The 21,909-nt window shown below is 47.5% G+C and carries 21 protein-coding genes; 2 read left to right on the forward strand and 19 right to left on the reverse strand.

What is annotated here, in order from left to right:
• Window positions 1-110 precede the first annotated feature (110 nt).
• The 6 genes from NQ534_RS02895 to NQ534_RS02920 form a co-directional block, all read right to left on the reverse strand.
• The gene (locus NQ534_RS02895) at window positions 111-1,232 is read right to left on the reverse strand and encodes an ISAs1 family transposase (protein WP_006860388.1); all 1,122 of its coding nucleotides are present in this window, start codon (window positions 1,230-1,232) and stop codon (window positions 111-113) included.
• A 369-nt stretch (window positions 1,233-1,601) separates the two neighbouring features.
• Window positions 1,602-2,027, reverse strand: coding sequence for a PIN domain-containing protein (locus NQ534_RS02900; protein WP_006864694.1), 426 nt, complete (start codon window positions 2,025-2,027; stop codon window positions 1,602-1,604).
• Window positions 2,011-2,256, reverse strand: a complete 246-nt coding sequence (locus NQ534_RS02905; RefSeq protein ID WP_006864693.1) for a hypothetical protein — start codon at window positions 2,254-2,256, stop codon at window positions 2,011-2,013. The genes NQ534_RS02900 and NQ534_RS02905 overlap by 17 nt, the downstream gene beginning before the upstream one ends.
• A 319-nt stretch (window positions 2,257-2,575) precedes the next feature.
• On the reverse strand, window positions 2,576-3,610 hold the full coding sequence (locus NQ534_RS02910; protein WP_157200773.1) for a transposase: 1,035 nt from the start codon (window positions 3,608-3,610) through the stop codon (window positions 2,576-2,578).
• A 111-nt stretch (window positions 3,611-3,721) separates the two neighbouring features.
• Window positions 3,722-5,449, reverse strand: coding sequence for an IS1634 family transposase (locus NQ534_RS02915; protein ID WP_040785292.1), 1,728 nt, complete (start codon window positions 5,447-5,449; stop codon window positions 3,722-3,724).
• 116 nt (window positions 5,450-5,565) lie between these two features.
• Window positions 5,566-5,895, reverse strand: coding sequence for a hypothetical protein (locus NQ534_RS02920; protein WP_006862782.1), 330 nt, complete (start codon window positions 5,893-5,895; stop codon window positions 5,566-5,568).
• Between the two features lie 495 nt (window positions 5,896-6,390).
• On the opposite strand from NQ534_RS02920, the gene NQ534_RS21835 reads away from it, so the two are divergent.
• Window positions 6,391-6,621 carry a tyrosine-type recombinase/integrase gene (locus NQ534_RS21835; RefSeq protein ID WP_416389150.1) on the forward strand — a complete coding sequence of 77 codons (231 nt, stop codon included), beginning with the start codon at window positions 6,391-6,393 and terminating at the stop codon, window positions 6,619-6,621.
• A 240-nt stretch (window positions 6,622-6,861) separates the two neighbouring features.
• Here NQ534_RS21835 and ltrA read toward each other — a convergent pair whose 3' ends face one another.
• From ltrA to NQ534_RS02940, 4 genes are all read right to left on the reverse strand, one after another.
• Entirely contained in the window at window positions 6,862-8,145 is a 1,284-nt protein-coding gene (gene ltrA, locus NQ534_RS02925) for a group II intron reverse transcriptase/maturase (RefSeq protein ID WP_157200741.1), read from the reverse strand.
• Between the two features lie 552 nt (window positions 8,146-8,697).
• Entirely contained in the window at window positions 8,698-9,708 is a 1,011-nt protein-coding gene (locus tag NQ534_RS02930; RefSeq protein WP_006864698.1) for a GGGtGRT protein, read from the reverse strand.
• Window positions 9,709-9,726: 18 nt separating this feature from the next.
• On the reverse strand, window positions 9,727-10,419 hold the full coding sequence (locus NQ534_RS02935; RefSeq protein WP_040785740.1) for an iron-sulfur cluster assembly scaffold protein: 693 nt from the start codon (window positions 10,417-10,419) through the stop codon (window positions 9,727-9,729).
• Between the two features lie 129 nt (window positions 10,420-10,548).
• A complete protein-coding gene (locus NQ534_RS02940) occupies window positions 10,549-11,250 on the reverse strand; it encodes a 3D domain-containing protein (protein WP_083337312.1) in 702 nt (233 codons plus the stop codon).
• Window positions 11,251-11,546: 296 nt separating this feature from the next.
• On the opposite strand from NQ534_RS02940, the gene NQ534_RS02945 reads away from it, so the two are divergent.
• Window positions 11,547-12,608 (forward strand): ribonuclease H-like domain-containing protein, encoded by a 1,062-nt coding sequence (locus NQ534_RS02945; RefSeq protein WP_006864641.1) that lies wholly within the window; start codon window positions 11,547-11,549, stop codon window positions 12,606-12,608.
• A 59-nt stretch (window positions 12,609-12,667) separates the two neighbouring features.
• Here the strand turns inward: NQ534_RS02945 and rpsA are convergent, their stop codons facing one another.
• The 9 genes from rpsA to NQ534_RS02990 all read right to left on the reverse strand — a co-directional run bounded on the left by rpsA (window position 12,668) and on the right by NQ534_RS02990 (window position 21,905).
• Window positions 12,668-13,762: a 30S ribosomal protein S1 gene (gene rpsA, locus NQ534_RS02950; RefSeq protein WP_040785688.1), complete on the reverse strand. Its 1,095-nt coding sequence runs from the start codon at window positions 13,760-13,762 to the stop codon at window positions 12,668-12,670.
• The gene (ispH, locus tag NQ534_RS02955; protein ID WP_040785697.1) at window positions 13,743-14,594 is read right to left on the reverse strand and encodes a 4-hydroxy-3-methylbut-2-enyl diphosphate reductase; all 852 of its coding nucleotides are present in this window, start codon (window positions 14,592-14,594) and stop codon (window positions 13,743-13,745) included. The genes rpsA and ispH overlap by 20 nt, the downstream gene beginning before the upstream one ends.
• Window positions 14,595-14,659: 65 nt before the next feature.
• A complete protein-coding gene (gene cmk / locus NQ534_RS02960; RefSeq protein WP_006864638.1) occupies window positions 14,660-15,319 on the reverse strand; it encodes a (d)CMP kinase in 660 nt (219 codons plus the stop codon).
• A gap of 102 nt (window positions 15,320-15,421) precedes the next feature.
• Window positions 15,422-16,735, reverse strand: coding sequence for a BaiN/RdsA family NAD(P)/FAD-dependent oxidoreductase (locus NQ534_RS02965; RefSeq protein ID WP_006864637.1), 1,314 nt, complete (start codon window positions 16,733-16,735; stop codon window positions 15,422-15,424).
• Between the two features lie 54 nt (window positions 16,736-16,789).
• Window positions 16,790-17,656, reverse strand: coding sequence for an LCP family protein (locus NQ534_RS02970; RefSeq protein ID WP_006864636.1), 867 nt, complete (start codon window positions 17,654-17,656; stop codon window positions 16,790-16,792).
• A 79-nt stretch (window positions 17,657-17,735) separates the two neighbouring features.
• Window positions 17,736-19,148, reverse strand: coding sequence for an oxaloacetate decarboxylase subunit alpha (locus NQ534_RS02975; protein WP_006864635.1), 1,413 nt, complete (start codon window positions 19,146-19,148; stop codon window positions 17,736-17,738).
• Window positions 19,149-19,462: 314 nt separating this feature from the next.
• On the reverse strand, window positions 19,463-20,611 hold the full coding sequence (locus NQ534_RS02980; RefSeq protein WP_006864634.1) for a sodium ion-translocating decarboxylase subunit beta: 1,149 nt from the start codon (window positions 20,609-20,611) through the stop codon (window positions 19,463-19,465).
• A 43-nt stretch (window positions 20,612-20,654) separates the two neighbouring features.
• Window positions 20,655-21,041, reverse strand: coding sequence for a biotin/lipoyl-binding carrier protein (locus NQ534_RS02985; protein ID WP_074680184.1), 387 nt, complete (start codon window positions 21,039-21,041; stop codon window positions 20,655-20,657).
• Between the two features lie 24 nt (window positions 21,042-21,065).
• Entirely contained in the window at window positions 21,066-21,905 is an 840-nt protein-coding gene (locus tag NQ534_RS02990; RefSeq protein ID WP_006864586.1) for an OadG family transporter subunit, read from the reverse strand.
• Window positions 21,906-21,909 lie beyond the last annotated feature (4 nt).

Below are 21,909 nucleotides of genomic sequence, written 5' to 3' on the forward strand. Positions count from 1 at the left end.
TTTGATATAATTATATCATTATTCATCTATATTGTAAAGGCAATAGAATCACGCAGCACGACAAACGCATGAATGATTCCTATCGTCCAATTTCTGTTTTTCTTATTTTTTTAAGATTCCAATACTTCTTCCAAATGCTTGATTGGACGCAATCCAATTACATATCTCTTTTTTCTCATGGATAATTTATGTCTTGACACCTCTGCTGTCTTCAGTATACTTAAACTCCATTTCCTGATAATATTCAGGTTCTGTGCCGCCATCTTATCAATCGTTGTGTTTGCATCTTCCCGGAATGTCACATCCAAATGCCAGTGCATACTCTCTATACTCCAATGACCTCTTACCGCCCGGCTTACTGTTTCTATTTCTTCCTTCAGACTGCTGATAAAATACCGGTATTCTATCAGCCGCTTCCCTTCTTTTTCCAATGTCTTCCGTTCCATTATGATACTTTTCAGACCTTTCCAGGCTTTCTTCTGGCTTAGCCATTTTATTTTTTCCGTCTGGTAATACTCCCTTGTTTCAATCTGTCCATGTGCTTTTTCCTGTGTTTTCTTATAAATTCCCCTTTCCTTTATCTCCTTCCGGAACTCCGGGTCTTCAAAATATTCTCTTACATCCTCATATAATGTTCCCTGGTTTGCTTTTAACGAAAGAACATAATCTGCCCTCTTATTCCTTATCTTTTCTGCTATCGCTGTCTGGGTCCCCATTGCATCTATGGTTACAATCTGCCCTTTTACCTGTATTTTCTCCAGTAACTCAGGAATGGCTGTTATCTCATTGCTCTTTTCCCCGACAGCCTTCTGCCCAAGGCAGTACCCGTCTTCCTTACTCCACGCGGAAACAATATGGCCGGGTTTCTCTCCATTCCTCTTATTGGAACGCATGGTTTTACCATCAATACATATGATTTTTTTCAGCAGTTCCCCTTCGTTCCTGTTTAACCGCTCCTGCCATTTCCCATAAAGCTGCTGCAGAATCTCCGGTGACACCATTCCCATAACCCGCCGCAGGGTATCATGCGATGGCGGACCATTTTTCAGTTCAATGTACTTACGCAAATAATCCTGATAATCCTCAGCAAACAGGGCCATTTCTACCCAGTCATCTGCATTTGCAAGAGTCGCAAACAGCACAATTACCAGGATATCCTTTAACGTATGCCGGACTTTGCTTTGTTGGCGGCTGTCTTCAATATATTCCATCCATTCTAATAATTCCTGCATATCTTCACTCCCCTTTTCTTTTATTTTAACAGAAAAGAGGCGTGTTCACAATTTGTTTACTCATGCGTTTGTCGTGATCACGCAGCTTTCCGTTTCTTTTCCATAGTATCTCTTAAGATCCAATCATCAATCCCTTTATAGGCTCCATTCCACAATCCATCTTCTCCCACATCCCACGTCATGCGGCAGCATCGAAGGTCTAGCTCCCGGCAGATTTCATAAAGCTTCAGGCATCTCTGGCGTATCGAATCCCGTTTCTGCTGCTGTCATAATGTGAAACAACTTCAAATACATAATTTGAGTTAAAAAACCCCCTCTTTCAGCAAATCTGCTTCCAGAGGGGAATCTCAGACTTCTATCAATAACCACTTAACCTAAAATATCCTGGAACATTTCACACATCTGTTCCGGCTCTACACATGGAATATCGCTTTCTGAAAAATCTGCAACATTGCGTGTTACAATATAATCTGCATGATATTCTTTTGCACACTCCATTTGCAGGCAATCTTCGAAATCATCAAATTCATCATTTTTCAATGCATTTTGAATTTTGCCTGTATCCACGCACTCTACATCAAATAATGTACATACGGCAAACAGTATTTCTTTTCTCTCTGCTATGGTATATACCTTGCGTAAGATAAAAAACATATTAGAAACTGTATGTGCCGCAATGCACCCGGATATCTTCCGCTTTTCACAGGCTGCCACAATCTTTCTTGCTGACTCAGAATATGGCTCGCGGTTTAGTATATAATCTAAAACAACATTTGTATCAATCAACACCCGCATTCCCATATTTCTCCTCACGATAAGATGCTAACTCCTCCTTGTAATCTAAATCAACCACATCCGTTTTTCTTAGCCGCTCTAATGTTTGAAAGGCCTTTGTTCTCCGCTCATCATCCTGCCCATACAGCCCGGCTACTCCTTCCATGATCTGTATAATAAATACTAATTTGTCTTCTGGAATTTCATTTAATAGTGTTATTGCATCCTGTCTCAGCTTTGTCATTATCATCGCCCCTTCCTCTGACTTAATATTGACTATGCTTCTTTATTTTATCATACTCTGCGGCTAAAGTCATTTTCTTTTTTCTCAATATCAGCTTTGACGAGCAAAATATATTTTGTTTATATAAAGAGCGTCTTTTTGGCTTTTTTACTCATTGCATCTGGCTGTTCGTTCTCAAAAAGCCGAAACTTCCCCTCTTTTTCCCTTTATGCACCCTTCTTTTCCCCTTATCTTCCCTCATCACTTCCTTTCGTTAGTTGTACACAAATCTCACTTGTATTTTTTTCTCCAATTCTGATTCATCCTCTTTTATCCGTCTGTTTTTTCACGCATTGAGCAGGAGCCGGTGCTTTTGCTTCCTGCTCTGCTTTACTTTTTCCCACAACATCTCCCAGGCTTCTATGATTTGTGCAATCATGTGCCCAATCTGTATCAGATAATAATGGTTCTTCATCCCCTGGTAATCATGGCTGAACCGGTGTTCCAGATAATACCCTTGTTTTTTCTGTGCGTTGAATCCTTCATTTTCTATTTTCCATCTCCATCTTCCTCGTTCCGCTGTTTCTTTTACATTTCTCCCCGTGATACTCAGATCCGTTACAAACAAAAACTTCTTTTTCTCTTCCACGGTCTCGTATTCCACTACGTTGATGCTTTCTCCTCGGTAATCAATCCCTGTAACATAGTCATATACTCCTTCCGGCTTTTCCTGCAGGTTCTTTTCCTGCTTTTTTAATACCTGATACTCCTGGTTAATACTGGGGATGCTCCCTTCCTTATATCGTAAAATATATTTCCATTTCTTCCTGCGGCATTCTTTAAAAAATCCTTCACTCGCATACAAGCTGTCCCCGCAGATACAGATCTGCAGCATCGGGAATTCCTGTTTCAAACGCTCCATCAGCCGTTTTGCACCTTCCTGCTCACAGTCCTGCTTCTCCACTTCCCGCTTTTCATTCTCGATAAACCCTGTCAGAATGCTCACCTGAATCTTTTCGTGAAGAATGACCTTTGCTTCCAATACATAATAGTAATACTCCGTATATTCTCCCTCAGTTCCTTTCTTCTTTCGACAGAACAAGCTGTGTTCTCCCAGATCTTTTCTGCTCCGATACAACTGTGTCCCATCTATAATAATCTGCCAGTATTTTCCTCGAAGCCGCGCATCCTCGAAAGCTCTGCTCCGGATCAGCCTGTATACCAGCCGACATACAACTTTCTGTAATTCATCCGATGAAAACCGTTTCAGATAATTGTTGATCGTTTCCCAATAAGGCAGCTCCTTTAGTTCTTCTCCGCACAACACCCCAATATTTTCAATTACAGTTTCATCATTAAATTCTCCGCTTGTACTCCTCATGCTGTTGATATAAAATCCCATCTTTGACAGTTGAGAAGGCTAAAACACCTCGCAAACCCAGTGTTTATGCTGGTTGCAAGGTGTTTTGCTCTTGTTTTGAAGTATGGTATTTTATTTTCTCCCTTTACTTTTTTTCTGGATTGTTTTCATTTGGCTTTTTGTAATGAATTGAAAGTCTGTTTCAAAACCACATGCTTCGTGTAAGGCATCGGTTAGTTTGTCCCGTGTATAAAGTGGCATGAACCCCTGTTCCTGTACATCAGCAAAATTCATGGATTTCAGTTTGTCCAGGATTGTTTCACAGGTATAGGCATTTCCCAAACTTTTTTCAAGGTAACGGTATATGACTAATGCAAGAAAACAGATCAGGAAATGTGCTTTGATACGCACATCGTCATGAAGAAATACAGGTCTTGCTTCAAAATCTGTTTTCATGATGCGGAAACATTCTTCGATTTCCCAACGGCCCTCGCTTACTTTTAAAATATCTTTTACGTCATCATCTAACAAATCTGTAGTTACAGCGTACATTCCATCATAGAGCGCTTCGGTTTCTATTTTATCTGTATCCAGATAATTCTTGATTTTAGCAGCTTCTCCTTCTTCTGTAACTGCAATCTTACCTATAAATCGTGCGGGATCGTTCGGGTTTCTGCGTTCTTTTTTTACTTTCCCGGAATGGAGCATTTTTTCGGCACGCTCTACCTGTGCGTCACGTATTGCTTTCTGATATTTTGCATATTTAGGAGAGTAAGTGACAATGAGACGCTGGTGCAGTGAATGAGGGGTATATGGTTCATCCTTATAATACAGGCCGGCATCATCCTCTGTAAGTCTGGAAAGATCTGCCGGAGAATCATCGGAAACACGTTTAAAGCCAGTTTTGTCCAGTGCCCATTTCCTGTCATCTTTATTCAGCTTTTTGATGGACTGGGTAACAATAAAAGCTCTCTGGCCTGCATGGTTTATTCTTTTAATGGCTTCTGAACCAAGTCCGGCATCACTGCAGTAAATAAATTTTGTACAACCAAAGTCCTGGAGGACTTTTTCTTCCAGAGGTTTTAGTGATGTTTGTTCATTCGCATTTCCGGGAAAAAGGGAAAAAGCAAGAGGAATTCCAGCTCCGTCCATAAACATCCCCATTTGAATGATTGGATTAGGCCGGTGTTCTTTTCCTTTCCCGTATTTTCTCTCCCCATCTTCCTGCTCGATCTCAAAGAAATAGTTTGTACAGTCATAATAAAGTATCTTATCATCTCGTTTTCCGAGAAGATGACTGTTTTTATAAACTTCAGACTGGATGAAATCGCATTCATTTCCCAGGACATCAAGAGCCCGGTATATATCATGTAATTGATAAGAAGGTTTTTCCAGGAATTCAGAAGCTATCTTAAAAGAAGAACGCTTACTTGCTGGTTCCAGAACCCTGGCATAGATCAGATCGGAAAGGATGGCATTGATATCATACTTAAATTTATATTTATCTCTGAGCTTTCGGCAAGTCTTATCAAGCTGGATACGATAGTAAAAGGCTTGTGGAAAAAGATATCCTCCGCGGTAAAAGACCTGCTGACTATAATCCAGCTTCTGGTCAGAGTGAAAAGTTATCTGAACCGACTTGGCCTGCTGTTCTTCTTTGTATCTGAGTGTTTCCAGTCTGGCTTCCTCTCTGGCCCATTTCATGACATCATCGCGGGTAGGACCGTGTTCTGGAAGAAGTTCTTTCAAGGTTCCGAGTTTTCGAATAATAACAGAAGTGCTAACACCTTTGTTATTGACGTAACCTTTCGTAATATAAAATGATTCCGAATTTTTTGATTTTGATGTTGTAACTCTCATATAAAAACCCTCCTGGCCCTTATTATACAATACATTGCAATAAAATACAATATAATAAAACAAAAAAGTTGACACAAAAAACGCAGGCTTTATGCGGCCTGCAGAGGATTTTTCGATTATTCAATTGTCAAACTCCCGTAATTGTTGATCGTTTCCCAATAAGGCAGCTCCTTTAGTTCTTCTCCGCACAACACCCCAATATTTTCAATTACAGTTTCATCATTAAATTCTCCGCTTGTACTCCTCATGCTGTTGATATAAAATATAGATGACAGGATCCGTGTCATCAGTAAGACATGGTTGCTATAGATAATATAGCTTTGGTGCCTTGGATCCTCCACCTGCTTTAACAAGGATAAAAGTTCCGGGAAAAAGTGGCGGATCACCTTTACCAATTCACAGGCAAGGTTAAACCGTGCCAGGTGTTCCCTTGATTCTTTTCTCATGATTTTTTCTTTTGTTTTTGCTGGAAAAACCTCCCTTCTTTCGGGCTTGCGAAGAAAAAAGTTTTCGAGCTAACTTTATTATCTCGCAATTCTCCTGAAAAAGGGAGGTTTTTATTAATAATTATTTTTGCTCGTCAGAGCTGGTATCAAGATAAAACTCGTTCTGTAAAACAAAAACAATTAGATAATGGAAGCTCAAGAGCCGGTAACGGCTACTGGTACTTTTCAGAACCTAAATTCCGTTCTTATCGAGTAATTGATATTGACAATGAATTAACGGAACTGTTAGGAAAAGAAATTGAAAAACAAGATAGAGCACGTACTTATTATGGTAATTTTTATAAACACTATTACGTTGAAGTACCATTGATATATGGAGGAAAAAGACCAGAAAAGTTTCCGCCTGCCATGAACCGACTCTCGGACAATTTAGGGAGCGTAGAAATACAGCCGTTACTGGTTAGAGAAAATGGAGAATATATTGCGCCACGTACTATGCAACATACTTCATCTGTAATCCATCATAAAATGAATTTCCCTGAGTTTGATTTCCATAGTCTACGCCATACGCACGCTACAATGTTACAAGAAAACGGAGCTGATATGGTTTACATACAAAGACGATTAGGACATGTAAATCTTTCTACTACAAATATATACACGGATCATTTAACAGAAACAATTCAAACACGCAGCTTTGCAATTTTAAATAGCATGTATGACTAATATACTAAAATATTCTGCCTGCCGCAAAGCCAAATCATATCAAAAAAGTCAACATATTTTTGGTCAACATTGAAAATGAATGTTGACCAAATGTTGACTTTTTTCAAATCTAACCCAATTTTCCATTGAAAATCGCGATTATCAGCTGAAAAATCGAGTAGGAGGAATTTCTCTTAAATGAGAAATTCCGACCTCTCACACCACCGTGCGTACCGTTCGGTACACGGCGGTTCAATCAACTTAACAAGTGACACACCTCTCGGTGTAGTAATCCAGCATTGAGACTAATCCAAATGAGGTTAGTCTCTTTGTACTTATAGCTTTCTGTATCCAGCCATTGTGTGCGAGACGAGCGTATTTATCGCCACAATAAGCGATATTGTATGCCGCCCATCTTGGTACATCAAGTTTCATCAGATTCTTTGCTCTGTTCTGGGGAGTTTTCCAGTGTTTCCATATACACATGCGCAATCTATATCTGATGTTTCCGTCCAGTTCTCTACAGAGCGTTTTCATGCTTCCTATCCTGAAGTAGTTTATCCATCCTCTGATGAGTTGGTTGAGTTTCTCCACCTTATAGCTGTTGCTAACGCCCCAGCTACGGCAGGTGAGTTCTTTCATCTTCTTCTTAAATTTCTCAGCTGATTTTGCATGTGGTTTAGCCTTGTATTGGTGTGCCATTGGGTCATAGTAGAATCCGAATCCAAGGTATTTTAACCCTTGTGGTCTGTCTGCTTTGCTCTTGGTCATGTTGACCTTGAGTCCCAGTTTCTCTTCGATGAAACGTGATATATTTCTCATCACCCGCTTTGCAGACATTTCGCTTCCTACCATGATAATGCAGTCATCCGCATATCTTACAAAGTTCAACCCTCGCTTTTCCATTTCCTTATCGAGTTCATTGAGCATGATGTTTGCTAACAGCGGAGAAAGATTTCCTCCTTGTGGTGTTCCCACAACTGATTCCCTGTACTCATCATCTATCATGATTCCGCTTACAAGATATTTCCTTACAATAGAGATAACATCTCCATCTTTGATTGTTCTGCCAATTAAAGTCATTAACTTGTCATGGTTTACTGTGTCAAAGAACTTTTCCAGGTCAATATCTACAATCCAGTCATTTCCGTCATTCATCATGTCGAGTGCCGCAAGGATTGCCTGCTGTGCACATCTGTTTGGTCTAAATCCATAACTGTGGTCATGAAACTGTTCTTCATAGATTGGTGTTAACACTTGTGCTATGGCTTGTTGTACAAATCTGTCTGTTACTGTTGGTACTCCCAGATTTCTGACACCGCCATCCGTCTTTGGTATCTCCACTCTTCGTACTGGCTGAGGCTTATATTTCCTTGTCCTCAGCTGTTCCTTGATGATTTCGCCGTTCTTTGCAAGGTGCTCCTTAAGTTCCGTGTACTTCATTCCGTCCACTCCCTCTGCACCTTTGTTTCGTACGACTTGCAGGTACGCTCTGTTGAGATTATCTCTGGATAATATCTGCTCCATTAGACTACTTGTGTCCATGCGTTCTTTCCTTTCCGTCTCGCTTGATTTGACCATCTTTTCCCCGATTGGTTACGGCGGATGTCTGTCTCTTCTGCAACACGAGACCTACTCAAACTGATTGATTGTTCGCCCCTTCGCTCCATCTCCATTACTGAGACTTCCTCACTACTATGGACTCTGCTGACTTCTCACAGTTCGTTGTTACTAGGCTGATGGAACCTCTGTGAGACCTCCACGCTTAAGGTGCACGCTCTTTCTCTCCATATATCCGCCGCATTTACTCTGCTACTACTAACGTGATAGTTATTAGACTTCGTTGCTTTCTGCCAGCTTATCTCTCGTAGCCTAGCCTTATATGCGATTTCTGTCCGTCGGACCAGAGATTTGCCTACAGCTTCCTTCAGATTCCACCTCACGATGGACACCCTTGCTGTTCAGCTATACATTTTCCACTATCCGGGCATGTTCGGGACTTGCACCCGTTAGAGCGCGCCCATGACGCGCAAACAGAAAGGAGCCTTCGGGACCTGCCCGAAAGCTCCAAACCCTTGATTTTAAAGGATTTTTTAATTAAAATTTGCCTGCTTTTGCAGCTTCCTCAATGCTTACCGCAACCGCAACCGTCATACCAACCATCGGGTTGTTTCCTGCGCCGATCAGACCCATCATTTCTACGTGAGCCGGTACGGAGGAAGAACCTGCAAACTGTGCGTCGGAGTGCATACGCCCAAGGGTATCTGTCATACCGTAGGAAGCCGGACCTGCTGCCATGTTATCCGGGTGGAGGGTACGTCCTGTGCCGCCGCCGGATGCTACGGAGAAGTATTTCTTGCCTTTTTCGTTGCATTCCTTCTTGTAGGTACCTGCAACCGGATGCTGGAAACGTGTCGGGTTGGTGGAATTTCCGGTGATGGAAACGTCAACGCCCTCTTTCCACATGATGGCAACGCCTTCCGGAACGCTGTTAGCGCCGTAGCAGTTTACCTTTGCGCGGAGACCATCGGAATAGGACTTGCGGAATACTTCCTTTACTTCGTTGGTATACGGGTCGTACTCTGTCTCAACATAGGTAAAGCCGTTGATACGGGAGATGATCTGTGCAGCGTCTTTTCCAAGACCGTTCAGGATAACGCGGAGCGGTTTCTGGCGAACCTTGTTTGCCTTCTCAGCGATACCGATTGCACCCTCTGCCGCTGCGAAGGACTCGTGGCCTGCCAGGAATGCGAAGCACTCGGTCTCTTCTTCCAGAAGCATCTTGCCCAGGTTTCCATGACCAAGACCTACCTTACGGGTATCTGCAACAGAGCCCGGAATACAGAAAGCCTGCAGACCTTCTCCGATTGCTGCTGCCGCATCCGCCGCTTTTCTGCAGCCCTTCTTGATTGCGATCGCAGCGCCTACCGTGTATGCCCAGCATGCATTTTCAAAACAGATCGGCTGGATGCCTTTAATCTGGTCGTAAACGTTCAGACCGGCATCCTTTGTGATTTTTTCCGCCTCTTCGATAGAAGCAATTCCATAACTGTTCAGAACGGAATTGATTTTGTCAATTCGTCTCTCATATGATTCAAATAAAGCCATTTCCTGTTACCTCCTCTATTATTCTTTTCTCGGATCAATGATTTTAACTGCATCCGCCACACGGCCATACTGACCTTTTGCTTTTTCCCATGCAGTATTCGGGTCGTCGCCTTTTTTGATGAAGTCTGTCATCTTGCCAAGGCTCACGAACTGATAACCGATAATCTCGTCATCAGCATCGAGTGCAATACCCGTAACATAACCCTCTGCCATTTCCAGGTAACGGGGACCTTTTTTCAATGTTCCATACATGGTACCAACCTGGGAGCGCAGACCCTTTCCAAGGTCCTCCAGACCAGCGCCTACTGCAAGACCATCCTCGGAGAATGCGGACTGGGAACGTCCGTACACGATCTGCAGGAACAGCTCTCTCATTGCAGTGTTGATTGCATCACATACAAGGTCTGTGTTCAGTGCTTCCAGAACGGTAAGACCCGGCAGGATCTCGGCTGCCATAGCCGCAGAGTGTGTCATACCGGAACATCCGATCGTCTCAACCAGTGCTTCCTGGATAACGCCCTCTTTTACATTCAGGGAAAGCTTGCATGCACCCTGCTGCGGTGCACACCAGCCTACACCATGTGTAAAGCCGGAAATATCCTTAATTTCTTTTGCCTGTACCCATTTTGCTTCTTCCGGAATGGGCGCCGCACCGTGATGAACGCCCTGTGCAACTGGACACATTTCTTCTACTTCGCGTGAATAAATCATTTTTAGACTCCTTTCAATAATAAATGTCTTTCTATGTACACCGGCTATCTGCTGTATCCGGTTTGTACCTCGTTCATATTTTCTCATAAAACGCCAAAATAGTCTAGCATTTTTTACGAAAATACCAGACTATTTACTTGCAAAAACTTCCACCGACCCCACTCCGTTATTTACCGCGACGGAATGATTGTTTACATAAATATCAATATGCTTTCCGTCCACGCCGCTTCCCGTGTCTTCCACACAGTATTCGTGGCCATTGATATAGATGTGGGTGCCAAGCGGAAGGACCTCCGGGTCTGCGGCAACCGTCCAGTCCGCTACCGGATAAGCCCCGCTCGCCGTCGGTCCGCCGGACCACCAGCCGCAGCAAAGCTCGCACGCGCAGTAATAAGTGACGGTAAACACACCCAGCGATTCTCCGATATTCTGTGCTCCCTCCGGCACGATATCGGAAAGATATTCGTTGCTCACAAAGCCTGATATCCCGCTCTCCATCTGCACACGGCTCCAGCCATTGTCGCAGACGCCGGTCACCTGCACCTTTGTATACTGCGCAAGCTTGCCCACTTCCTCATATTCCGTGCCCGGCAGCGCCCGCACGGTCAGTACATCCGTGGTGTAGGACAGCTTCTGAATGGCAATCTCCTGCACGTTCTGCTGCTCCAGCTCCTCCACCGGTTCCTCCAGCGGCTCTTCCCCTTCGCTCATAATACTGAGCATCGCCGCACTGTAATCCGCATCAATAATCTCCTGCCCGCTTACCGGCACCGCCGTGATAAGACAGACCAGAGCGCAGAGCCCTGCCATTTTTTGTTTTGCTCTCATCATAAACTCCTCCCAAAATACATTTTTCTATCCATGCATCCCGCAATTACGATGACAGTCCCGCCTTTTCCCGCACCCGCGCGCATCCCGCCGGAGCAGTTTCGCCTGCCCTTTGGAATTTCCCGCGCAGAAAAAGACGGAGTACCCCTTTGAATACTCCGCCCCTTTGATGTACCTATCATACCATAATCTTCCAGTTTTGACAAGTACGACTTTTTGTATTACAGTTAACACCTAAACAGTAACACTTGATTTATTCTGTTGCCTGTTTCAGAAAAATGCGCTATAATCATCCTGTTATGATTACGAAAATATATCCCATTGAACTAAATTTAAACGGCACGGCGTTCCAGGATTACAATAAATCCGGTCTGCTCTTTTTTGATATCGAAACTACCGGGCTTTCCGCGCGCAGCTCCTCCCTGTATCTGATCGGGGCTGTCAGCTTCGCGTCGGATGGCTGGCAGCTTATCCAGTGGTTTGCCGAAACTCCGGCGGAGGAGGAGCAGGTTCTGACTGCGTTTCTTACCTTTGCGCGGAAATTTTCCCAGGTAATCCATTTTAACGGCGACCGCTTCGATATCCCCTATCTGCAGGAGAAATGCCGCGCCTACCAGCTCGCGGACACCTTTTCCACGCTTGTCAGCCGCGACCTTTACCGCATGATGCGCCCGCTGAAAAACCTGCTGTCCCTGTCCTCCCTGAAGCAGAAAAACCTGGAGGAATTTCTGGATATCCGCCGTGAGGACCGCTACAGCGGCGGCGAGCTGATCGACGTCTACTATCAGTATGCCGCTGCCCCCTCGCAGGATTTTCTGAAGCTGCTCCTGCTGCATAATTATGAGGATCTGCTCGGTATGCTCTCTATTCTTCCGCTGCTTTCCTATCTGCCGGTCCTAAGCGGCAGCTTCGGCATCGCGGGCGGACATATCGAGGACAGCACTCTGATTGTGGAAACCTGGTACCCGGTCGAGCTGCCAAAGCCGTTCTCTTACCGGGGCGAGCTTTTTTACATAAGCGGCGCCCATTCCCGCCTCGCCTTTCAGATACAGGGCGTGCAGGGCTCCCTGAAGCACTTTTTTGCGGACTACAAGAATTACTATTATCTTCCGCTGGAGGATACCGCCGTCCACAAAAGCATTGCCGCTTACGTAGACAAAGATTACCGCCAGCCCGCCACCGCCGCAACCTGCTTTACAAAAAAAGAAGGCTTCTTTCTGCCACAGCGCACCGCTCTGTTTACGCCGGTATTTAAAGAAACCTACAAAGACACGATATCTTATTTTCAGTGTACGGAAAAATTTCTGCAAGACAAAGATCAGATGCTCGATTATCTGCGGCATCTGATTGCGGATATCTGAATCTCACGTCTAAAAAAATCCCCCGCAGTTTCGCTGCAGGGGATTTTATCTGACTGTTTTTATTCTGCGTCTTCTTCTGCCGGTGCTTCCTCTTTTGCGGAAGTATTCTCCAGCGCCTTCATGCTGAGGCTGATTTTCTTCTCTTCTTCATTGAAGTCCACAACCTTCGCCTCAATCTGCTGTCCAACCTTCAGAACATCCGACGGCTTGTCTACATGCTCGTGAGAAATCTGGGATACGTGAAGCAGCGCGTCCACGCCCGGCTCCAGCTCTACGAAAGCACCGAAGTCTGTCATTCTCGCCACACGGCCTGTGACAATGTTTCCAGCCGCATATTTTTCTGCTGCGGTCAGCCACGGATTCTCATCCTCAAATTTCAGACTGAGCGCAATCTTGTTTCCATTAATATCCTTCAGAAGGACCTTCAGCTTATCGCCTACGTTGAAGAGCTTTCTCGGATTGTCAACTCTTCCCCAGGACATTTCGGAAATATGAAGCAGACCGTCTGCTCCGCCAAGGTCTACGAACGCACCAAAATCTGTGATGTTCTTTACAACACCCTCTACCACGTCTCCGACATGGATTCTCTCGAACAGCGCTTTCTGCATTTCTTCTTTTCTTGCGACAAGAAGCTGCTTGCGGTCACCAATGATTCTGCGTCTGCGCGGATTGAATTCCGTAATCACAAACTCAATCTCCTGGTCAGCAAACTTTTCCAGGTTCTTCTCGTAAGTGTCGGATACCAGGCTTGCCGGGATAAATACCCTTGCCTCGTCAACCACAACACTCAGACCACCGGAGAGTACCTGTGTAACCGGCGCTTTCAGCACCTCATGGTTATTAAATGCCTCTTCCAGTCTCTTGTTTCCTTTTTCAGCGGCAAGCTTCTTGTAGGTGAGAGCCACCTGTCCATCCCCGTCGTTTACCTTTAATACCTTTGCTTCCATTGTATCCCCGACTTTTACAACGTCTCTGAGGTCAATGCCCGCATCGTTTGTATATTCATTCTTTGATATAATGCCATCTGCTTTGTAGCCGATGTTCAGAACAATCTCGTCTTCCTTTACGTCGATGACTGTTCCTTCAACGATTTCTCCATTGTGAATTGTTTTCAGTGATTCCTCCAGCATTTGTTCAAAGCTCATTTCTGACATATGTGTAAACCTCCTTAATAATATGATTGGGGGTAGATGCCCCTGCAGTAATACCTACGCAATCGACAGGAGGTAATAATATTGGCTCCAAGTCTACAAGTGTCTGTACATAGTAAGTATTTTCGCATTCTTTTTTACATATTTCAAATAGCTTTTGTGTATTTGAACTGTGCCTGCCGCCAATGACAATCATGGCGTCCACCTGCTTTGCAATCTCTGCCGCCTCGCGCTGTCGTTCCTCTGTTGCATTGCAGATTGTATTTATAACAGTACTATCATAACCCTTTTTAGAAATAATTTCAACTAAATTTTTAAATTTATTGTTGTTAAATGTCGTCTGTGATACGACACATAGTTTCTTTCCCTCTTTCGGTATAAATGCCTCTGCTTCTTCTTCCGTGGCAATGACCGTTGCCTGCCCCGTGCACCAGCCTTTTATACCCTCCACCTCCGGATGACTGTCGCTTCCTATAATTACAATCTGTCTTCCTTCTGCGCTTTCTCTTTCCACGATCCGGTGTATCTTTTTGACATAGGGACAGGTCGCGTCCACCAGCCCCAGCCCTCTCTCCCGTATCAGGCTGTATATGTCCCTACCCACTCCATGTGAGCGTATTACAATGGTGCCGCAGATGAGCTGCTCCAGCTCCCCGCGCGTTCCGATGACCCGCACGCCCCGCGCCTCCAGGTCCTTCACCACTTCTTCGTTGTGGATAATCGGACCGTAGGTGTAAATGGGCGCCGCGCCTTTTTCTGTCTGCTCGTACACCTTGTTTACCGCCCGGTGCACGCCAAAGCAGAACCCTGCCGTTTTTGCAACGATTACTTCCATATTCATTCCTTTTCCTGTCTGAAGGATTTTTTTGCAGCCCCTGCCGCCGGGATTTCCAGACCCGGTCAGACATTTACAAGGGACTTTATTTTTTCTGTCACCTCGTCGATCGTCATGTCGGAGGAATCCAGATACACGGCGTCCGCCGCCTGCATCAGCGGAGCGATTTCGCGGTGCATATCCTGGTCGTCCCTTTTGATGATATCGTCCCGGATTTTCTCAAAGCTGCACGGGATTCCCTTTTCCTGCAGTTCCTTCTGCCGCCGCGCCGCTCTTGTATCGGCGCTCGCCGTCAGATAAATCTTCAGCTGCGCCTCCGGAAGGATGTTGGTGCCGATATCTCTTCCATCCATCACGACATTGTGCGTGCGCGCCAGCTCCTTCTGCAAATCCAGCAGCTTCTCCCGCACACAGGGAAGCGCCGCCGCCCGCGATGCCATGTTGCCCACTTCCTCTGTCCGGATAAGCCCGGAAACATTTTCACCGTTCAGAAGCATCTGCTGCTCCCCGTCCCGGTAGGCAATGGATACCTGTATCTGAGGCAGCGCCGCCTCCACCTGCGCCCCGTTTCCGGCGTCTATCCCCTCACGGAGCAGACCAAGCGCGATTGTGCGGTACATCGCTCCGGTATCCACATAAATAAAAGAAAGTTCTCCGGCGACCCGCCGGGCAATGGTGCTTTTTCCTGCGCCCGCCGGACCGTCTATTGCTATATTGTATGTCATATTCCCTCCTGTGCCGCCTTATCTGCCGCAAAGCTCTTTATTTCCGCGGGCAACGAGCCAGGCAGTCGCACTTGTGCGGATATTTGGCGACTGCCGCGAGAGTCAAATGCCCCGCTGCTCTGCAGCGCTACAAGCCTGATCCCCCGTTGCCTGCAGCGGGGGATTTGATTTCAGCGTTTCTGTATCGTCCGCCGCCAGATGTACGCCCGCCGCATAGCCGGTCGCCCATGCAATCTGCAGATTAAAGCCGCCTGTCAGCGCGTCGACGTCCAGCACCTCGCCTGCAAAATACAGCCCGTGCACCAGCTTCGACTCCATCGTTGCCGGCTGGATTTCTTTCACCGCAACGCCGCCTTTTGTAATAATAGCTTCATTATAATCTCGCAGCCCCGTCGCCGTCAACTCCAAATGTTTTATCTGATGCACAAAAAAACTGCGCTCCGCGCGTGTGATTTCATTTACCTTTTTCTCCGGATTAATCCGGGAGAGCTGTATCATCACCGGCGTAAGCTTCGCCGGAAAGAGCTTTGATGCCGCATTTTTAAACTGCTTATTTTTTCCCTCTTCAAATTCGCGCAGCAGCCTGGCATCGAGCTGTTCCTCACTGAGCGCCGGTTTTAAGTCTATTTCTAGCTTCAGCTCCTTCTGCCGCAGCCTTTTCTGTACCGATGCGCTCGCCGTCAGCACCAGCGGACCCGTCACGCCGAAATGCGTGAACATCATTTCCCCGAATGCTTCATAAAGCCGCTTTTTCCCGTCAAATACAGAAAGCTTGACGTTTTTCAGAGACAGACCCTGCAGCTCTTTCACAAACGCTTCCTTTGTATTAAACGGCACCAGGGAAGGATACTGCTCCGTCACCGTGTGCCCGCACGCCTCCGCAAAGAGATAGCCATCCCCGGTAGAGCCGGTGGACGGGTAGGAACGCCCGCCGGTCGCCACGATGACGGCGTCCCCGTTTATCCGGCTGCCGTCGGCAAGGCGGATTCCCGCGGCTGCCCCGTCTGAGACGAGCACCTCCTTCACCTGCGCATTCAGATGGATATGCACACCGGCGGCGCGCAGAGCCCGCCGCAGTGCGTCGATTACATCCGCCGATTTGTCGGAAACCGGGAAAACGCGCTGTCCGCGCTCTGTCTTGGTTTTACAGCCATGCCCCTCGAAAAAATGAATCGCGTCCTGGTTCGTAAAGCCATACAGCGCGCTGTACAGGAATTTGCGGTTGGTACACACCGCCTCAAACAGCTCTTCCATATCGCAGGCATTTGTCAGGTTGCATCTGCCCTTTCCGGTGATGTACAGCTTCTTCCCCAGCCGCTCATTTTTTTCGTAAATGTGGACCTCATTTCCCGGCGCCGCCGCGATTGCCGCAAACATGCCCGCCGCCCCGCCGCCGATTACCAGTATCTTCTTCATATACTGTCTGCCTTTCTGTTAGTGCGTTTTTATTTGTTCCCGGTTTCTGCCAGACTATTCTATTCCCAGCGCTTCATGCAGGCGGGAAATGGTCGCCTCGAAATCCGGCACCAGCATTTCGTCCTGTGAATGGTAGAGGTCGTCGTACGGAACGCGCTGCTCCGACAAATCATATGTTAAATATTTCGGCAGCATGGCGGCAAGCTCCGCCATTTCTGTCAGCCCGATATCGTGCTCCACATGCAGCGCCGCCTCTGTGGAAAATGTCAGCAGCTCCGCCGCGTTCATGTCGCGCACGGACGCGAACAGCTCCTTCAGCACGTCACGCTGGCGCTGTGTTCTCTGATAGTCACTGTTGCCGACATAGCGGATTCTCATATACGCAACCGCCTGGTTCCCGTTCAGCAGATAAGTGCCGCCCGTATAAATATAGTCCTCCTCCGGCGCACCCATGCTTTCCAGATACTGGTTGAGCACGGTGCATTCCGCATCGGAGGCCGTGATTTCCACGCCTCCCGCCAGATCAACGATATCCTCCATATCCTCGAAATCCACGATAGCATAATTATCAATGGAAATCCGGTAGTTGTCCTCCAGTGTCTCCACCAGCTTCTCCGCGCCGCCGACGGCAAACGCATAATTCAGTTTGTGCACGCCATAGCCCGGAATATCCGCGTACAGATCTCTCATAAAGGAGGTTAGCATGATTTCCTCCGTTTCCGGATTCAGCGTTACCAGTATCATGACGTCAGAATTTCCGTTCCAGCTGTCGTCCCGCTTATCTGTCCCTATCAGAAGAAGATTGTATATTTCCTGCTTTCCGTCTGTCTCCTCCTGCGCCTGCGCGCAAATGCCGCATGTTCCCAGAACCGCAAGCAGCAGTAAGAAAACCGCTATATTTTTTCTGATGACCGCTCTCATATTCTCTCCTTATACTGCTGAAAATGGGACGCTGCATCGCGCCGCGCCCCATCCTTTTTCAGATGAAATCTTTCTTAATTTATACCGGATATGCTCCGTCTTTTGTATCAGCTACCGTAGCATCCACCTTTGTCTGCTGTGCTTCTCTGTACTTGAAGAACTCAACTGCTACCTGCGGGAACAGTGCATATGTCAGCACATCCTCATCCTGCTGGGACCACTGAGCCATTTCTCCTCTTAAGGTATCCAGCTCGTCCGGGATAAGGTCCGCCGGACGGCAGGTGATGATTTCCGCATCACCGATGCACTTCTTCTGTACTTCCGGATTGAACGGTTTTACGGTTGCGCCGTATTTTCCGCTCAGCACATCTTTTGTCTGCTGCGGAACCATCTTGTAGCGCTCGCCGCTGATGACGTTCATAACCGCCTGTGTTCCGACGATCTGGGAGGACGGTGTTACCAGCGGGCACTCACCGAGGTCCTTACGCACACGCGGAACCTCTTCCAGAACCTCGTAGTATTTGTCCTCTGCGTGAAGGTCTTTGAGCTGGGAGGTAAGGTTGGAAAGCATACCGCCCGGTACCTGGTAAAGCAGTGTCTTGATGTTTACGCCAAGGTTCTTCGGGTTCAGCAGACCGCTCTCCAGCGCCTCGTCGCGGATCGGACGGAAGTAATCTGCGATTTCCGCCAGAAGCTTCTGATCCAGACCGGTATCGTACGGAGTACCCTTGAAGGTCTCTACCATAACCTCGGTCGCCGGCTGGGAGGTTCCCAGAGCGAACGGGGACATTGCCGTATCGATTACGTCAACGCCCGCTTCCACTGCCTTTAAGTAAGTCATGGAAGCTACGCCGGAGGTGTAGTGTGTGTGAAGCTGGATCGGAATGCTTACGGTTTCCTTCAGCGCTGTTACCAGCTCAGTTGCCGTGTACGGAAGCAGAAGACCCGCCATATCCTTGATACAGATGGAGTTTGCGCCCATATCCTCGATACGCTTCGCCATTTCTTTCCAGTAATCCAGTGTGTAAGCCTCACCCAGTGTATAGGAGAGCGCTACCTGCGCATGTCCTTTTTCTTTGTTTGCCGCGGTAACGGCTGTCTGCAGGTTGCGCAAATCGTTCAGACAGTCGAAAATACGGATGATATCAATACCGTTTGCGATGGATTTCTGTACAAAATATTCTACTACATCATCTGCATACGGACGATATCCAAGGATATTCTGTCCGCGGAACAGCATCTGCAGCTTTGTGTTCTTGAAGCCGTCGCGGAATTTACGAAGTCTGTCCCACGGGTCTTCTTTTAAGAAGCGCAGGGATGCGTCAAATGTTGCGCCGCCCCAGCACTCTACAGAATGATAACCTACTTTATCCATTTTATCAACAATCGGAAGCATCTGTTCCGTTGTCATTCTGGTGGCAATCAGAGACTGATGTGCGTCACGCAGAATCGTCTCGGTGATTTTAATCGGCTTTTTAACCTGTTTTGCCATTTTCTATTCCTCCTATCAAGTATTAAAAGGTTGTTCTGCACACCTACAGGACCTGCCACCGGCAGCTCCCTTCGGATGCATGGCAACTAAACCTCAAGCTTCGCCTGGCGGCTCGCCTTCGCCAAGTTGTGCAGAACGGGGTTCGCACTAAATTCAAGCGGCGGCTGACGCCTTGCTTTCATTAAGTGCTCTTCCAAGGTTGTTCTGCACACTAAACCTCAGGCTTCGCCTGGCGGCTCGCCTTCGCCAAGTTGTGCAGAACGGGGTTCGCACTAAATTCAAGCGGCGGCTAACGCCTTGCTTTCATTAAGTGCTCACACCCCGAAGATAGCCATGAATGTACCTGCCGCTACGGCGGTACCGATAACACCTGCTACGTTCGGTCCCATTGCGTGCATCAGCAGGAAGTTGGTCGGGTCTGCCTCAGCACCCACCTTCTGGGATACACGGGCTGCCATCGGCACCGCGGATACACCGGCGGAACCGATCAGCGGATTTATCTTGCCGCCGGACATCTTGCACATCAGCTTACCGAACATAACGCCGCCGAAGGTACCGAACGCGAACGCTACCAGACCAAGCACAACGATTTTCAGTGTGTCCACGTTCAGGAATGCTTCTGCACTGGTGGAAGCACCTACAGAAGTACCGAGCAGGATAACTACGATATACATCAGCGCGTTGGAAGCGGTCTCTGTGAGCTGCTTAACAACGCCGGACTCACGGAACAGGTTTCCGAGCATCAGCATACCAACAAGCGGAGCTGTGGTCGGCAGAAGCAGACACACAACGATCGTGATGATGATCGGGAAGAGGATCTTCTCCAGCTTGGATACCGGACGAAGCTGTTCCATCTTAATTTTACGTTCTTCCTCTGTGGTAAACGCCTTCATGATAGGCGGCTGAATGATCGGAACGAGAGACATATAAGAATATGCCGCTACCGCGATCGGTCCCATAAGGGATGTCTGTCCCAGCTTACCAGCAAGGAAAATAGAGGTCGGGCCGTCCGCTCCACCGATGATGGAGATTGCCGCTGCCGCTTTTCCGTTGAAGCCCAGGAAAATGGCAAGGAAATATGCCATGTAAATACCGAGCTGTGCAGCGGCGCCGAGCAGGAAGCTCTTGGGATTCGCTATCAGCGGACCGAAGTCCGTCATCGCTCCGACACCCATGAAAATAAGTGACGGCAGGATACTCCATTCATCCAGTATGTAGAAATAATGAAGCAGTCCGCCTACGCCGTTGGACGTTTCCTCCGGGCTTGCCATAATGTCCGGATAAATGTTTACCAACAGCATACCAAATGCAATCGGAACCAGCAGAAGCGGCTCAAAACCATGTTTGATAGCAAGGTACAAAAATACACATGCCACCGCTATCATCAGGTAATTGCCCCAGGTCAGATTGAAAAACGCTGTCTGATGGAGCAGATTGCCTAATGTACTTGTAATGTATGACATTATCTTACCTCCTGTTTTGTAGTGTTACGCAAGCGCTTTGCAATTAGTTCAGAGATGCCAGTACGTCGCCGTTTTCTACAGCCGCGCCCACTGCCACGTCGATGCTTGCAACTGTGCCGTCCTGCGGAGCTACAACAGGGATTTCCATCTTCATTGCTTCCAGGATAACGATGGCATCGCCGGCTTTTACAGCCTGTCCAACGCTTGCCTCTACCTTAAATACCTTGCCCGGTACGGAAGCTGTTACCTTAACAGCGCCTGCTGCACCGCCTGCAGCCGGAGCTGCTGCCGGAGCCGGAGCCGCTTTCGGAGCCGGAGCTGCCTTCGGTGCCGCTGCCGGTCTTGCCGCCGGAGCCGCTGCGCCGCCTGCGCCCTCTTCTACGGTTACGTCATATGCTACGCCATTTACGGTAATTGTATAACTCTTCATCTTCTTTTCCTCCTGTTTTCGATGTTAGGCTCTCTGCCATTTATTTCGATTACTCTTTTTAATAGAACGCACTACAAATCCGTCTGTCGTTGTGCCTTCCGCCGCCGCGATCGCCGCTGCAATAACTGCAACCAGCTCGCCGTCGTCCGCGACCTCTTCCTCCACCGGAGCCGGTGCCGCTACGGGCGCTGCCGGTGCCGGAGCCGCCTTGGGCGCCTGCGGGGCATTCTTCTTCGTCATTTTCTCTTCCAGCTTTGCGATATGCTTAAACTGGCTGATAAGGAAGCTCAGGAACAGCAGTACAAGGAATACGATACCGATACCCATCACAGTATTCAGAGCCGCCTCCTGCATCGTTTTGCCGAGTGAACTGTTCTGCTCTGCAAAGGTAATGGAATCCGGAGTGAGTGTCTCTCTGTCCAGTATAATCGTTACCAGACCCTCTCCGTTTTCAAAATCGCAGGTGGATTCAATGGTAATCGTGGTGCTATCCGCCGAAATATCGTGCTCCTTTGCCGCGACATAGGCACCGAGCTCATCTCTTACCTCCAGCCAGGACTCTACAGCCGCCACGGAATATTTCGGTGGTACGCTCAGGAGAGAGGGCGGATTTACGATCTCATCCAGCTCCGCGTCGGACATCGTCGTAATCAGACTGATGGTCTCGGACGCATAATCCGCCAGCGTCTCGCTGTCGCTGCTGCTTATGCTGTCGTCCGCATTCACAACGGCAGTGGATGTACTTTCCTCTGCAGCCTGCGCTTCCGTCACTGTTTCTGTCTCCTCCGCGTAAACCGGGGCTGCCGCAAGTGCAAGCATCGCTGCCGCAGACAGCGAAACAACTAATCCTTTAAATTTTCTCATATCA

Source organism: Marvinbryantia formatexigens DSM 14469, from assembly GCF_025148285.1.
In the GTDB taxonomy this organism is placed as follows: Bacteria; Bacillota; Clostridia; order Lachnospirales; family Lachnospiraceae; genus Marvinbryantia; species Marvinbryantia formatexigens.